The 14,609-nt window shown below is 53.1% G+C and carries 11 protein-coding genes; 4 read left to right on the top strand and 7 right to left on the bottom strand.

Annotated features, from left to right (window positions below):
- Window positions 1–282: 282 nt before the first annotated feature.
- Window positions 283–1,827, bottom strand: coding sequence for a methyl-accepting chemotaxis protein (locus GC087_RS20995; protein WP_033739011.1), 1,545 nt, complete (start codon window positions 1,825–1,827; stop codon window positions 283–285).
- Between the two features lie 572 nt (window positions 1,828–2,399).
- Between GC087_RS20995 and yjdN the strand changes: the two genes are divergently transcribed.
- Window positions 2,400–2,837: a VOC family metalloprotein YjdN gene (gene yjdN, locus GC087_RS20990; protein WP_039339045.1), complete on the top strand. Its 438-nt coding sequence runs from the start codon at window positions 2,400–2,402 to the stop codon at window positions 2,835–2,837.
- Window positions 2,838–2,941: 104 nt separating this feature from the next.
- Here the strand turns inward: yjdN and GC087_RS20985 are convergent, their stop codons facing one another.
- The 3 genes from GC087_RS20985 to GC087_RS20975 form a co-directional block, all read right to left on the bottom strand.
- Window positions 2,942–3,808: a nucleoside-specific channel-forming protein Tsx gene (locus GC087_RS20985; RefSeq protein ID WP_324029233.1), complete on the bottom strand. Its 867-nt coding sequence runs from the start codon at window positions 3,806–3,808 to the stop codon at window positions 2,942–2,944.
- Window positions 3,809–4,082: 274 nt separating this feature from the next.
- Window positions 4,083–5,432 carry a sensor histidine kinase gene (locus GC087_RS20980; protein ID WP_058702342.1) on the bottom strand — a complete coding sequence of 450 codons (1,350 nt, stop codon included), beginning with the start codon at window positions 5,430–5,432 and terminating at the stop codon, window positions 4,083–4,085.
- Window positions 5,429–6,088 carry a response regulator gene (locus GC087_RS20975; RefSeq protein ID WP_033739018.1) on the bottom strand — a complete coding sequence of 220 codons (660 nt, stop codon included), beginning with the start codon at window positions 6,086–6,088 and terminating at the stop codon, window positions 5,429–5,431. Before GC087_RS20975 ends, GC087_RS20980 begins: the two co-directional genes overlap by 4 nt.
- A 233-nt stretch (window positions 6,089–6,321) precedes the next feature.
- On the opposite strand from GC087_RS20975, the gene GC087_RS20970 reads away from it, so the two are divergent.
- The 3 genes from GC087_RS20970 (at window position 6,322) to GC087_RS20960 (ending at window position 9,106) form a co-directional block, all read left to right on the top strand.
- The gene (locus tag GC087_RS20970; RefSeq protein WP_058702343.1) at window positions 6,322–6,690 is read left to right on the top strand and encodes a helix-turn-helix domain-containing protein; all 369 of its coding nucleotides are present in this window, start codon (window positions 6,322–6,324) and stop codon (window positions 6,688–6,690) included.
- A gap of 189 nt (window positions 6,691–6,879) precedes the next feature.
- Window positions 6,880–7,776 (top strand): LysR family transcriptional regulator, encoded by an 897-nt coding sequence (locus GC087_RS20965; protein ID WP_054634654.1) that lies wholly within the window; start codon window positions 6,880–6,882, stop codon window positions 7,774–7,776.
- A 109-nt stretch (window positions 7,777–7,885) separates the two neighbouring features.
- The gene (locus GC087_RS20960) at window positions 7,886–9,106 is read left to right on the top strand and encodes an MFS transporter (protein ID WP_324029231.1); all 1,221 of its coding nucleotides are present in this window, start codon (window positions 7,886–7,888) and stop codon (window positions 9,104–9,106) included.
- A 41-nt stretch (window positions 9,107–9,147) separates the two neighbouring features.
- Here GC087_RS20960 and GC087_RS20955 read toward each other — a convergent pair whose 3' ends face one another.
- The 3 genes from GC087_RS20955 to GC087_RS20945 form a co-directional block, all read right to left on the bottom strand.
- Complete coding sequence (locus GC087_RS20955; protein ID WP_324029229.1) at window positions 9,148–11,538, bottom strand: glucose/quinate/shikimate family membrane-bound PQQ-dependent dehydrogenase; 2,391 nt, start codon at window positions 11,536–11,538, stop codon at window positions 9,148–9,150.
- 266 nt (window positions 11,539–11,804) lie between these two features.
- Window positions 11,805–12,410: a hypothetical protein gene (locus GC087_RS20950; protein WP_033739027.1), complete on the bottom strand. Its 606-nt coding sequence runs from the start codon at window positions 12,408–12,410 to the stop codon at window positions 11,805–11,807.
- A gap of 831 nt (window positions 12,411–13,241) precedes the next feature.
- Window positions 13,242–14,402, bottom strand: a complete 1,161-nt coding sequence (locus tag GC087_RS20945; protein WP_058702345.1) for a Gfo/Idh/MocA family protein — start codon at window positions 14,400–14,402, stop codon at window positions 13,242–13,244.
- Between the last annotated feature and the right edge of the window lie 207 nt (window positions 14,403–14,609).

Raw genomic sequence — 14,609 nt, 5'->3', positions numbered from 1 at the left:
ATGGCCATTCTCACTACAGGCAATAATCGCTTTGAAACAGGTGCCCGTTCGCGAGCAGGAAGCAGCAGAATAATCAATTCTCTGATTCTTGCCGATAGGAATAGTGGTGAATTTTTAACAGGGCAGAGTCCAGTTATGGCTGGATCGGATGGGCGGTCAGCGTTCAGACGCGGTGCAGAGAGAAATCAGGTCAAGTCAGATGCGATAACAGCCTGTCAGGTGGAGATATCACCTGACAGACTTCCCTGCCCGCCCCGCTTTTTTTCCGGGGCGGGCAGGCGATTAGGCGTCAGCCAGACGGAACGCCGACACGGAATGTGTCAGGTACTGCGCCTGCTCCTCCAGCGACGCGGCCGCGGCGGCCGATTCCTGCACCAGTGCGGCGTTTTGCTGGGTCACGCTGTCCATTTCGGTCACCGCCTTTTCAATCTGGCTGATACCATGATGCTGCTCATTGGAGGCCGTCGAAATGTGATCCATCAGAACGTTGACCCGGCCGACCGAGGCAATAATCGCATTCATCGCTTCACCGGTCTGGCTGACCTGATCGGAGCCGACCCGGATTGTCGCCACCGATTCCGCAATCAGTCCTTCAATTTCTTTTGCCGCCACCGCACTGCGCTGGGCGAGATTGCGTACTTCGCCCGCTACCACGGCAAATCCGCGACCTTGCTCACCGGCTCGCGCGGCTTCAACGGCCGCGTTCAACGCCAGAATATTGGTCTGGAACGCTATGCCGTTAATGACGTTGGTGATGTCTTCGATTTTTTTCGAACTCTCGTTAATTTTTGACATGGAAACGATGACCTGCTGGGACACGTGTTCGCCGCTCTCCGCATTCTTCACGGCTTCGCTGGCCAGACGGCAGGCTTCAAAGACATTGTCCGTATTCTGTTTCACGGTCGCGCCCAGCTGCTCCATACTGGCGGCCGTTTCGGTCAGGGCTGCGGCCTGCTGTTCCGTGCGCGAGGCCAGGTCAACGTTGCCGCTGGCAATTTCCTGCGAGGCGAAAGAGACCGCCTGGGTTGCCTGGCGGACGCGGGTAATAATGCCGGTCAGCGCGGTACGCATGCTTTCCATAGAGGTCATTAACTGCTGAATCTCGCTCTTTGAACCGGTATTGACCGGCACCGGTTTGTCCAGAATTCCTGCGGCAATCTGGCTGCAGTGGGCTTTGGCGTGATCAAGCGGCGATAAAATATAGCGTCTGACAAAGACCAGTATGGCCACGATAATGGCAAGAAACAGCACACCAAATACGACTAACAACAGGATCCCAGAGGAAAAGTTGCTCTGGGCATCCGTATTGAGCTTCTTCGCAAAGGCTTCATGTTGTGCCAGCACCTTGTCCAGGACAATTTCATACTGGCGATCCAGGCGCACGACGTTTGCGATCTGGTTTTTAAAGCGCTGCTGGTCCCCGGCCTCGGCCGCTGCGATTAAAGGCTGAATGCCCTGATCGCGGTAGGCCAGGTAAGCCTGACGATAGCGTTCTGCTTCCGCTTCTTCTCCCGGAATACGTGGCGCGTTCAGATAAGCCTGGAAAGCGGCATCGGCTTTAGCGGCAACGCTTTTTACGCTGTCCAGTGAAGCGGCGCCCTGCGGGCCACCATTCTCCGTCTCTTTCATGTACTCCATCAGACGGACGCGTAAGGTACGACTGTGGTTGATCGGGTCAATCACCGACAGCACCACACGAATTTCTTTATTCACGGCATTAAGTGACGCGTTGCTGCGGGCCAGTAACCAGATGCTGACGGAAATACTGATAAGAAAAAGAATTAACAGAAAAGACAACACCAACAGTGATGATTTTTTTAACGACATAACACAGTCCTGAACAGGGGGGATTATGGACAGATATATCGGCATCCTGGGGCTAAATATTTAGCTGGAACGCACCGAAATAAGCACAGAATTAAGTGCATAAAACATAAGCGAAATAATGGACCAACTGATTCACTATTATCAGGTTGACGTTTCGCTTGCCGCTTCGGTTATTTCATGCTTTAACGCCGGCGGTATGGTTTTCAGGTCCAGTAATAGGTTGAGTCAACGAGGAAGTGCAAAGCAGGAAAGTGCGGTTGTCAGCATTTGTCTGAACAGTTCATTTATTATTTATTTTAAGGCATTGTAATTTAAGGGTTAATTCTAATCCTTGCAGTAGTAAATAAAAGTGACTATTGCCTGTGAGATAATATGGTTATTAACACGTAAAACATTATTAGCGTACCAGGCATTGATTTAATTGAAAAAAAACGGGGGCGACGTCTCAGGCGATTGGGTAAATCCTCTGAAAGGAGATTCTTTGCGCCGTTATGAATCCTCTTCTCTGCGCTGTCGTCTACACTTATTACTTCTTTATAAGGAAGTTTCTACTCACCTGTATCGAGGTAATAATGCAAGTATGTCCTTATTTGTTTCTCTATGGTCGCTGTGAAGAGGCGATGGAATTCTATTTGCAGGCAACAGGTGGACAGCTGCTGCAAAAAATGACGTTTGGTGATATGCCGGAGCAGGGTGAACAGATTGGCGACCAGTCTGCACCCCCGTTGCCACCTGAAAAAATTATGCATGCGCATCTGCGTATCGGGCAGGGCGAACTGATGATGAGTGACGGCAATCCTGACCAGCCACCGGCGTCAGAGCACGCAGGCTATGCCGTCAGTCTGGCGACCACGGATGCAGAACAGGGTAAAGCCTGGTTTGAAAAGCTGTCGGCAGGCGGGAAAGTCACCACACCGTGGCAAAAAACTTTCTGGTCTGATGGCTTCGCCATGTTTATTGATAAATTCAATATTCCGTGGCGCATTAACGTTGTTAAATCAGACGAGTAAATTGTCGGTGATGCCGTTCAACGGCGTTGGATGGCGCATACAACAGCGGCCTTCCCAGGGGGAAGGCCGCCGTCAATTACCGTGCCTGTCTTGCAACAAACTGATCAGAAGTTATAGCCAGCCACCAGATAGTAACCCCAGCCCGTTGATTTAATTTCAGACGCGCTGCTGCCAAAACCTAACTCCTGACCGTCTCCCCACTGACCGCCGTTATGGAAGTAACGCGCCACAGCAGAGAAGTGCCAGTGCTCGTAGCCCAGTGACAGGATATGACTGGAGGCGATGGAATTACTGGTACGGATCGGCCCGGTCTTATCACGCAAGTCTGAGCCCCAGTCGAAGTTGGTAAAGCCTACATAGCCCAGGTTACCACCCCACAGTGTGGTGATTGGCACGAAATACTTCACCTTAAAGCGATAGCCGTCCCAGCTGTCTTCGTTCGTAGCACCGTAGTTTTCCCACTGGTACTTGGCATAGACGTTCAGTGACAGACCGATATCGCTGTGCGTATCGATGTCGGTGCCCAGGCCCATGTACCAGGTGTTCTGGCGGTTTGCGCTGTTACGGCCCATATCGTAGATATAGTTGTTGGCAAAATACCACTCTTTAAACGGACCGAAAGCCAGGCTGGTGCCGGTCAGTTTATCAATAGAGAAACGCGGTTCGATTTCCATGAACAGCGGTGAACCGTGGTCGAAAATACCGTTGGCGTTGTTGTTACCTACGCCAAAGAAGTTTGGCAGGTCAACGTAGCCGTAAAAATCAAACCAGTCTTTTTTGGCGAACGCTTCGTATTCCAGATAGACATCGTTATTGAACTGGGGCCCGAAGCGGGTGTGGTAACTGCCCACCACGTTGACGCTCTGATGCCACCAGTCGGAAAGGTACTGGGGATCGTTTTCTGCAGCCTGCACTGCACCGTTCAGGGAGCCTGCCAGCAGGGCACCTGCAACTAACGTTTTAAATTTCATTATATTTGACCACTGGTTTTCATACGCAAGACAATCGTTTGCGTGCTGTTTGGAAATCAATCCCAAAGGTTGGGCAGTAATGTACTCAGGCCGCCTGTTTTAGTTAGCGTAGCGTGCCTGTAACAGAGAGATAGAAAATAGCTTTTGATCACATTTGTCAAAATGTGTTGCATAACAATTCATCATAATTGTGATGATTGTCACAATATAGGGTTGTGGCTAACGGAACCAGGCAACCGTTTACGTTGTCGGGTTCCGAATCGATCGGCAGGAATCAGGGAAAGGTGACGCGTACCTGAAAACCGCAGTGCAGGCCTTGTGCGTCCCGACAGTTGGCAAGGGCAACGTCGATATGGTGTTTCTGGGCGACGCTGCGCACGATAGACAGACCTAAACCGCTGCCCTGCGCTTTAACGTCGGGTGAACGGGCAAAGCGATCGAATGCGCGTTCAAGAAAGGATTCCGGTACACCCGGACCGTTATCAACGATGTCGACAACGGTTTGTCCCGCTACACGATGCAGCAGCACATCGACCATGCTGCCTTCAGGCGTATGTAACATCGCGTTGCCAATCAGATTATCAAACAGGCTGCGAAGTTCGGAACGCCCGGCCTGCAGTCGATAGTGCGTGGTGCCGCTAAAGCCAATGTCGATACCGCGTTTATCCGCCACAACCATGAGCTGTTCAATACTCTCTTTCAGCACATCTTCCAGATCGATATTTTCGAGATGCGCGACGACTGACTGATCTTCCCAGCGCGACATATTCAGCAGTTGAGTGACCAGATGGCGCGTGCGGGTCACACCTGATTCCAGTTGAGCGAACTGACGGCTGGCCTCGCCGGGTTGAATGTGCTGACGCAGATTTTCCAGTTGCAGCGTGACGGCGGTGACTGGCGTCCGCAGTTCATGAGCGGCATCTTCCATAAACTGACGTTGTGAAGACCAGGCGGCACGCAGTTTATCCAGTAAGGAGTTGTAGGCCTCAACCAGGGGCTGAATTTCGTCGGGCAGCCGTTCCGGCGATACGCTGTGGGGATGGTGCGCATCCTGGGCGGCGATTTCTCGCGAGGCAACGCGCAAATCCCGGGTGATCTTGCGCACGACCAGCCAGATGACCAGCAGCGACAGCGGCATCATCAAAATCAGCGGAATAATCGCCGACAGCGCCCGTCGCACCATCATCTCTTTCATGTAGCTCAGGTTCAGCATGACCTGAATGGTTTTAATCTCACTGCCTGGCTGACCGGAACGGGTGTAAATGCGCCATTCACAGTCGCGGCAGTCACCGATCTGCACGTCTTTGTAGCCATTTTCCGACTGTAACGGCGCATGCAGCTCTGGCCATGAGCTGGATCGTAACCGGCCCTGCGCATCCCACAGTTGAATGACAAAGGCACTTTTGATCTTATGCGCAGGCGCAATCACCGGCATCAACGGGGGGATTTCACGGTTAACGGACCACGCATCGGCCAGCTTGGCGAGCTGTTCGTCCTTAATGACGCCAACCATTTCGCCGTAGCAGTTAAAAAAATACCAGGCGACACCGCCAATCATCAGTAAATGAATCAACAGCAGGGTACTGAGTAATTTATTTCGTAATGAACGCATAAAGATTTTCATATTGCCGGTACTCGCCAGCCCAGCCCACGCACGTTGCGAATCACATCATTATCCAGCTTGCGCCGCATCCCGTGGATAAGAACGTCCACGGCATTGCTGCTGACTTCTTCGCCCCAGCCGTAGATACGGTTTTCCAGCTGTTCACGTGACAGAATGGCACCGGGCCGCTCCAGCAGAGCATAAAGCAGGGCATATTCCCGGGCGGTGAGCTGTTCACGCTGCCCTTTGTACAGGACTTCGCGGGTCAACATATCCAGTTGAACATCGCCGCTGCCCAGCACCGAATCGGCAGAACCATGGTGGCGTCGGGTGATCGCGCGCATACGGGCCATGACTTCCTGCAGATCAAAGGGTTTGAGCAAATAGTCATCTGCCCCGTAATCCAGGCCCTGTACCCGCTGAGCGACCGTGTCGCGTGCGGTCAGAATTAATACCGGTGTGGCATCACCGCGCCCACGTGCGCGTCTGAGCACCTGCAACCCGTCGTCGCGAGGCAGACCGAGGTCAAGCAGCACGCAACTGTAACCGCCTTCGCTCCAGGCATTGTGCGCATACACGCCATCGCGTACCCAGTCGACAGACCAGCCCGCGGCTTCCAGCGCCTGCTGTAAATTGGCACCGATCATTTCATCATCTTCAACCAGCAACACGCGCATGGATGACGTCCCCCAGAAAAATGACCCCAGTGTAGCGCTGGATTATTAGCGCAGAATTATTGCTGTTACCAGCCTCAGCACTCTTACCGCACTGGCCGGGAAGGCGACAAAACCTGGCGTCGGTGCAGGCATGGAGCGCTTTGCTAATTCTGCGCTAATTTTCCGCTAATTAAGGGATAAATTTAGCGCGCTAAAGTGTGTTCCTGCACATCTGCTTTAACCAGGAGAACACCATGAATCAGCGCGAGTTTATTCGTAGTTTGCTGGAATGGATAGAAAGCAATTTAGGACACGATCTGCATCTGGACGAAGTCGCCCGCCGGGCGGGCTATTCCCGTTGGCACTTACAGCGTTTGTTTCGCCAGCACACCGGTTTCTCACTTGCCGAGTACATCCGCCAGCGCCGCCTGACCGAATCGGCCCTGACGCTGCTCAACAGCAATGAAGCGATCCTGCAGGTGGCGATGAACTACGGCTTTGATACGCAACAGGCCTACACGCGCACCTTTAAAAACTATTTTATGATGACGCCCGGCCAGTTACGACGCCAGCGCCGTGTTGAACCGGAGCGCTTGTTGTTTCCTCTCGCCATGGCCAGTTAGTCTCTGTATGGACATTGCCATCCTGATCGCTTGTGGCAATGTCCATACATCGCCCGCGCGATGTTCTGCCTCCTTTCCGCCGTGATGTTGTCAGCTTTCCTGACGTTCCTTTATGCTTAACGCCTGATACATGGCGCGCCTGCCATGTTGCACCCGGCGGCAGCATGCCGCGATGTCCGCAGGAAGCCCATGAATAACAGCGATAACCTCATCGCCATGATGGTGTTTGCACGCGTGGTTGAATTAAAAAGCTTCACAGAAGCCGCGCGCGTACTCGGCGTGTCAAAATCCCACATCAGTCGGGAGATCGCCGGACTGGAACAACGGTTGGGGATCCGTTTACTGCAGCGCACCACCCGCAGGATGACCCTGACCGAATTAGGCCAGGCTTACTATCCCTACTGCGTGCGCATGCTGGATGAAATGCAGCGGGCAGAGGCGTTTGTTCAGGAGACGCATCAACATCCCGTTGGACATGTGCGCCTGCAGGCTCCCGTTACCTTTGGCTGTCAGTGCATCGTTCCCATCCTCAATCGCTTTCTGCGCGGTCATCTGCACATCAACGTCGACCTCAGCCTGACGGATAACAACGACGAGACGATGGGCGAAGGCGTGGATGTCGCGGTTATCATCCGCGCTCATGCGCCACGTCAGGGCAATTTCCGGGTACTGAACGATATCCACTGGGGGCTGTATGCCGCCCCGGCTTATCTGGCGCAGCATCCTGCTATCTCGCATCCTCGCCTGTTACCGCGCCATGATTTATTGATGTTCCACGGCCCGGCACACACGGCTGCGCTGCCTTTTCGCCGTGATAAACAGCGCCTGGCGGTGGATGTCCGCAGCCGCTTTCGCGCTAACAACAGTATGGCTTTGCTGAATGCCGCGCTGGCAGGCACGGGTATTGCCTATTTGCCTTCGTACATGGTGCAGGAAGCCTTGGCGCAGGGCACGATTGTGCAGGTGCTGTCAGAGTGGCAGATGGATCGCTTGCAGAGTTACCTGCTGGTGCATCAGGACAGTCTGGCGGTTTCCGCGGTCAATCTGCTCTGTGATGTGCTTATCAGCCAGCTCAGTGGTCGCTGATTGTTGCAATACAGCAACAAACTATGCCAGCAGACAAATATCCCGCCCTCACTGTTGTTGTCTCGTGACCATTGGTAGCCTGAATCCCTGAACATAAGGGGGATATCGCATGGCAACCGCGTCGGAAGCACCTGACTCTGAACACTGGCAACGCAACTTGTGGGTTTGCGTATTCGGCTCCTTTACCACACTGGTAGCGATGACGCTTCTGCTGCCGTTTTTGCCGTTGTATGTGCAGCAGCTTGGCGTCAACGCGCCTGCTGCAATTGCGCGATGGTCGGGCATCGCCTATGGTGCCACCTTCTTCAGTGCGGCCTTAACTGCACCGCTGTGGGGGAGACTGGCCGATCGCTACGGACGTAAGCTGATGCTCATCCGCGCCAGTCTGGGTATGGCAGTAGCCATGGCGCTGACGGGCATGGCGACGGCGGCCTGGCAACTGGTGGCGCTGCGTTTACTGGCGGGATTACTGGGCGGTTATGCCTCCGGTTCGACCATTTTGATTGCGGCACAAACGCCCAAAGCGCACACCGGATGGGCTCTGGGTGTGCTGGCATCCGGCATGATGGCCGGTAACATTGTTGGTCCGCTGCTGGGTGGCGTCCTGCCGCCGCTGATAGGGATTAGAGCGACCTTCTGGCTGATGGGGGCGATCATCTTTGTGGCCTTTCTGGCGACGACCTTTTTACTGAAAGCGCGGCCGCCGGTGCGAAAAACCGACCAGGGGCTGTCTCAGCCGGTTGACGACCCGTCGCCGCACAAGCTTGTTAACGTCAGGCTGATGTGGCTCTCAGGCATGCTGCTGATTTTTGCCAACATGTCGATTGAGCCGATCATTACCCTGTATATCGGCCAGTTTTTACATGAGCAGCATGCCATAACGCTGATGTCGGGTGTGGTCATGGCGGCAGCCGCGCTGGGCAGCATTCTTTCCGCGCCTTATGCCGGCAGGCTGGCCGACCGTATCGGCCACTGGCGCGTACTGAGTGGCGGATTGCTGAGCTGTGCGCTGTTACTCATTCCGCAGGCGTTTATTACCGACGCGTGGCAACTTCTGCCTCTGCGCTTTTTGATGGGGCTGGCGCTGGGCGGATTGATGCCCTGTATTACCGCCATTATTCGTCACACTGTTCCGGCCACGCAGGTGGGGCGGATGCTGGGCTATTCCACCTCGGCGCAGTATATCGGGCAGGTAACGGGGCCGGTGTTCGGCGGGTTTATTGGCGGCGCATGGGGCATGCGGCCCGTCTTTCTGGCGACCAGCCTCGTGGTGGGCGTGTGCGCCTGGCTAAACTGGCGGCAGGGCAGAAAGGGCGGAAGGTCGGCATAAAAAAGGCGGACCGGAGTCCGCCTTGTTTTTACAGGTTCAGGTTATTTCTGGTCCGGCAGTGCATAGGCAATGACATAATCGCCCAGTTTGGTACCAAATGAACCATGGCCACCGGCAGCAATCACGACGTACTGCTTACCGTTAACTTCATAAGTCATTGGTGTCGCCTGACCGCCTGCTGGCAGACGCGCCTGCCACAGCAGCTCACCGGTATCGGTGCTGTAAGCACGCAGGTAGTTATCGGCCGTTGCGCCAATAAAGAACACTTTGCCGGCTGTGGCGACTGGGCCACCCAGCATTGGCATACCCATTTTGAATGGCAGCGGCACTGGCGCACTGTCACGAACGGTACCAATACGTTGCTTCCAGACGACCTTATTGGTTTTCAGGTCAACCGCCGATACATAACCCCATGCAGGCTGTTTACAGGGCAGACCAAACGGTGACAGGAACGGATTCAGTTCCACGCCATACGGCACGCCGTACTGCGGCTGAATACCGGTTTCGGTACCGGAACCGCCTGTTGCGCCGGCTGGTGGCTCTTCCGGATTACCCGGTCCGCGCGGAATCAGCTTGGACACAAACGGCAGTGCCATTGGGTTGGCAATCGCAATCTGACGATGCGGATCGACCGAAATCCCGCCCCACTCAAACATGCCCAGGTTACCCGGGAACACCAGCGTACCTTGCTCAGAAGGCGGGGTGAACGGACCTTCATAGCGCAGGCGTTTGAAGATCACGCGGCACACCAGTTGGTCGTACATCGTGGCGCCCCACATGTCCTTGTCCGTCAGATTCTGTTTTGGACGGAAGGTCAGTTCAGAGTAAGGCTGAGTCGGAGAGACGTGGTCGCCTTTTGCGGCACCCTGCGGAACCGGGGTTTCGGGGGCCGGTACAACGGTTTTACCGGTACGGCGGTCCAGGACGAAAATGTTCCCGGTTTTCGCTGGCGCATAAATCACCGGCACGGTGTTACCGTCTTTATCGGTAATATCGGCCAGCGTCGGCTGCGACGGCAGATCCATGTCCCACAGATCGTGATGCACGGTCTGATAAGACCACACCAGCTTACCGGTGGTGGCATTCAGGGCCAGGACGCTGCTCGCATAACGCTCCTGCTCTGGGGTGCGGTTACCGCCCCAGATATCAGGCGTTGTCACGCCCATAGGCAGATAAACGATATCCAGTTTCGGATCGTAGACCGCAGGTGCCCAGGAGTTCGGCGAGTTCATGGTGAACGTGTGTTCATCCGCCGGTATCGCGTTAGGATCTTTCGCACCCGGATCAAATACCCACAGCAGTTTGCCGGTATTAACGTCAAAACCACGGATAACGCCGGATGGCTCACGGGTTGAGAAGTTATCGGTCACCGCACCCGCCATCACGATGGTGGTGTCGGTAATCACTGGCGGAGAGGTCGGCTCATACATGCCAGGCGTAGTGACCGGCTGTTTGTGCTGAAGATCCAGCTCACCGTTATTACCAAAGGCCGGGCAACGTTCACCGGTTTCCGCATCCAGTGCAAACAGGCGACCATCGTTCACAGGCAGGTAGATACGACGCGAGCACAGCGCAGGCTGCGTATTCGCGGCATCTTTAGCTGCCGGGAACTCGTGGTAGGACACACCACGGCAGGTAACATGCTGGAAGGTTGGGTCAGTTTTCAAACCGGGATCAAATTTCCATTTCTGCTTACCCGTTGCCGCATCCAGGGCGAACAAAATCTGGTGAGGTGAGCAGAGATACAGCGTGTCGCGGATTTTAATCGGCGTCACTTCATCGGTGATTTCACCGGGATCGCTCGGCTTTTTCATATCGCCGGTCTGGAACTGCCAGGCAACCTGCAGCTCTTTCACGTTATCGTGATTGATCTGCTTCAGCGGTGAATAGCGTGTACCTTGCTGATCGCGCGCATAAGCTGGCCAGTCAGCATCGGCAACATTGCTCAACGGCTGAGCCTGCGTCGCCGTATCTGCTGTGGCAGACACGGCGCCGTTAACAACCTGCGGATCGTTAAAGACGGCATAGGCTAATACGACTGCACTGGCCACCAGGGCAACCGCCATCGCACTCAATGGGCCTTTGCCTGGACGATAAAAGACCCGGTAAACAAAAGGCAACACCAGCCAGACGCCAAAAATGACCAGGACATCGGTGCGAGGTGCCAGCGCCCAGAAGTCAGTACCGACTTCCCAAACGCCCCATGCCAGGGTCGCCAGCAGCAGTAATGCATAGACCAGCAGCGCAGCACTGTTTCGACGCCAGAGCAGAAAAGCGGTAAGCAGCATAGCTGCACCACCAATGATGTAGTACCAGGAACCACCAATCGTGGCTAACCAGATACCACCAATTAACATGAACGCACCCGTTAGCACGGCGAACAGCACCGTTAAAAAACGGACCACGCTAAAGGATGAGGAGTTTTTCCCCATAATGTTGACCTCGTTTCGTTGCCATAAAACACAAGAAAACAATCAGATAGATTGTTTTCAGTCATAAAGTACAAAAGTTAAAGGCATTCTTAATTAGGCTCTTCCGTTAAGCTCGATGATCCAGATGTGTTAAATGTTATAGCAAAATTGGTATGAGTTTTGATTTTTTTGGCTTAAAACTCTTAACAACGCACCTAAGGCAACACTTTAGAAGGGGTTAATGGTTCATCTCGATATGATCCATTACTAATCGAACGCAGGAAAGGTTAAAGCGTAAAAGGAATGAGATCGCCCGATAAACGCTGTAATTGCCAGCCGCTGATGTTCACGGCTGCGAGTTGTTCTGCGCTTAACGTTGGATCATAACCGCGGACGAATATCTCGGCGCCTTTTTCCCTTAACGATTCAATTAAGAAAGGAAAACTAAATTTCCGATAGTTGTCATTAAAGAAGGTTTCACTCAGGACAATTGCGGAAAAGGGAAAAGATTCGACTAAATGCCACTCTGCGCCAGGCGGTGCGAAATCAAAAAGCCAGAAAGCATAGGTGTTAATTAATTCCAGTAATCTTTCCCGGTAAAGCAAAAGACTGTGATAATTAATACCAATACGCACCCGTGAATCCTGCAAAGGTAAATAACGCGCAGGCTGATTCATCCATTCCTTTAACTGGCGATCGCACAGCGGAATAATCATTAATGCTGCTTCAGTTGCAAGGTGATTGTGTAATGAAATAATGTTGTCGTCATTAAGTATCATTTTCTCAGGACGTGCAAAGTCCGCATTGGGAAGATGATAGCAAATACCGGCCACCTGGCTCGTGACGTGATGAATAGGCTCAGTAATATAAGGGTTATATAAGCTATTTTTCATTATCTCTTCGAAACGTTTTTTATGTTTGCTGTGCGTTATATTTTTTCATTAACAAAGTGAAGTACGGCAATGAATATACGCTATTCTGTTGGCAAACACATTATCTCACTCTTCTTATTAGGCATTCATTTAACTTTATATGACATCTAATTATAACGTTGAATGGTTTTTCCAGACGTGATTACTGCACGCATGTTAATTTAGCAACACGCGATAACTTTACGAAATCGGGAAAGTCCGCAGTTAAGATTCACAGAATAAACTGTCGTGTTTTTGCCTGACTTACCGCTTCGGTTATGGCTTTATTTTCTCCTGGCTAAAGTTAGCAGCAGAGTTATCGGTTTTTTTATCGTTCGCACGTAATTATGATTGTGATAATCGTGACAGAAAACGCGACCAGATTGCTAAATAGCGTGACGAATTGAGGGGCGTACGAAACGGTATGGCACGCCGGACAGGGCGGGTACAGGCATTGTCCTCAACGCCCGAAGAAACCGGGCTGTGGCTGACTGGTCCCTGACGCCGCAAGGCGCGTGCAGCGCCGAATGGCCTGACAGGAGCCACTCTGAATGTGGCTCCTGTACTCCTGTAAGCAGGCAGCCACACTGGCGCGCCTCAGCGTGAACCTGATAAAGGCGTCGCAGGTGCGGAGCGTCGTTCACGCACAGGCTGTCAGCAACCTTTCGTGTCGGCGGGCAGGCTGGTAAGAAACGGTACGTTTCCCTTTGCCCTAAAAAAAAACCGGCCCAGAGGGCCGGTTTGAGTGAGGTACCAGTCAGTGATGCTAGCGATCAACCTGATGCTCTCGGGGAAGAAAAGATCAGGAGGGAACTAAGGCGTTCCCGTTTTTCCCAGGTTGGCGTCAAAATTTTCCCAGCTTTCGGTCAGATCGATGACGCTGCGGGTTTTGCGCGCTTCGTCAATCTTAATGGCCGTCAGGCCCGCTTCCAGTGCATCGATCACAGAAACTTTTAGCGGCGTGCCCTGCTTAATATGTTTCACGATCTCTTCAGCCATCAAGGCATCGGCCCCGTAGTGGCCATCATAGGCATTACCGTTATAGATGGTTTCAACCTCTTTTTCGCCGGTACGTGCGTTGTGCACGCGGAAATAGTTACGGACAAAATCGCCCTCGGCCATGCCGTCAGTCCCGATCACGCAGAAGCGACGGAACTCGTCCGGGACATTCAGGTTGGCGTGAAAGGCGAGCGTCGCGCCACTGGCATATTCAATCAGGGCCGTCTGGTAATCGACGATGTCCGCATCGCTGTCAAAGACCGCGTCGGTACTCGCCCAGCCACTCGGTTTAGTATGGTAAATCTCAGACTGCGCATTCACTGCGCCCTGCGGCGCATGTTGCGGTGTAAAGGATTTACGTCCACCAAAGCTGGCAACCCGCACAGGACGTTCCTGCATTAATCCCTGATAGAGATCGATGTCGTGACAGCATTTTTCCAGAATATAGGGGCCGGCATATTTTTCCAGCCTGCGCCAGTCGCGCTGAAAGAACGCGCCATGGTAAGGCTTGATATGCTCAGTGGCTTCAATTGAGGTAATTTCACCCAGTCGACGATCGTCCCGTGCGGCCAACAGATCGTGGTACAGCGGCGAATAACGCAGCACCAGCCCAACCAGGATTCGGTCTTCACCGTACTGGCGCACCAGTCTTGCCATCGACATCGTCTGTTCTTCATTGATCACGACAGGCTTTTCCGTAAATACGGTATAACCTGCTGCCAGCGCCTGCGTGACATGCTCAAGATGCATAAAGTTTGGCGAGCCCACCAGCAACAAATCAAAGCCGCCGTGCTGCAGCAGCGCGTCAATGGAGTCAAACGCCTTGCCGGGATCGATACCAAAACTGTGCAGATTCGGCAGCCCGGCAGGTGCGGGATCGCAATAGCCTACCAGCGAAAATGCGGGATCGGCTTTGTGAAACTCTTTAACCACGTGAGAAAGACGAAAGCCGAGACCAATAATGCCTACTTTCATGGGAAACCCCTGATCCTGAGTTCTGACAACGGTAATCACGCCGCTGACCGGACGTTATGGTTGAGATGCTGACCACCAACTTATTACGATGGAAAAAGTAATGTCAATAACGGGTTGTGTGATTTGCGTACGTATTTTTTGTTATTTAACTGATTTTAAATAAAAAATAGTTTTTGTTTTTTCCCTATATTTATTTGTTATTGCGAT

The organism is Pantoea sp. JZ2 (assembly GCF_035191405.1).
GTDB classification, from domain to species: Bacteria; Pseudomonadota; Gammaproteobacteria; order Enterobacterales; family Enterobacteriaceae; genus Pantoea; species Pantoea stewartii.
Note: the sequence above shows the minus strand (reverse complement) of the source record. Positions and strands in the feature narration are given on the sequence as shown.

Bases quoted from the DNA above. Each gene is read 5' to 3' on its own strand.
- GC087_RS20955 (WP_324029229.1), bottom strand. From the start codon at position 11,538: ATGGGGAAAAACTCCTCATCCTTTAGCGTGGTCCGTTTTTTAACGGTG.
- GC087_RS20995 (WP_033739011.1), bottom strand. From the start codon at position 1,827: ATGTCGTTAAAAAAATCATCACTGTTGGTGTTGTCTTTTCTGTTAATT.
- GC087_RS20970 (WP_058702343.1), top strand. From the start codon at position 6,322: ATGAATCAGCGCGAGTTTATTCGTAGTTTGCTGGAATGGATAGAAAGC.
- GC087_RS20985 (WP_324029233.1), bottom strand. From the start codon at position 3,808: ATGAAATTTAAAACGTTAGTTGCAGGTGCCCTGCTGGCAGGCTCCCTG.
- GC087_RS20945 (WP_058702345.1), bottom strand. From the start codon at position 14,402: ATGAAAGTAGGCATTATTGGTCTCGGCTTTCGTCTTTCTCACGTGGTT.
- GC087_RS20975 (WP_033739018.1), bottom strand. From the start codon at position 6,088: ATGCGCGTGTTGCTGGTTGAAGATGATGAAATGATCGGTGCCAATTTA.
- GC087_RS20960 (WP_324029231.1), top strand. From the start codon at position 7,886: ATGGCAACCGCGTCGGAAGCACCTGACTCTGAACACTGGCAACGCAAC.
- GC087_RS20980 (WP_058702342.1), bottom strand. From the start codon at position 5,432: ATGAAAATCTTTATGCGTTCATTACGAAATAAATTACTCAGTACCCTG.
- GC087_RS20950 (WP_033739027.1), bottom strand. From the start codon at position 12,410: ATGAAAAATAGCTTATATAACCCTTATATTACTGAGCCTATTCATCAC.
- yjdN (WP_039339045.1), top strand. From the start codon at position 2,400: ATGCAAGTATGTCCTTATTTGTTTCTCTATGGTCGCTGTGAAGAGGCG.
- GC087_RS20965 (WP_054634654.1), top strand. From the start codon at position 6,880: ATGAATAACAGCGATAACCTCATCGCCATGATGGTGTTTGCACGCGTG.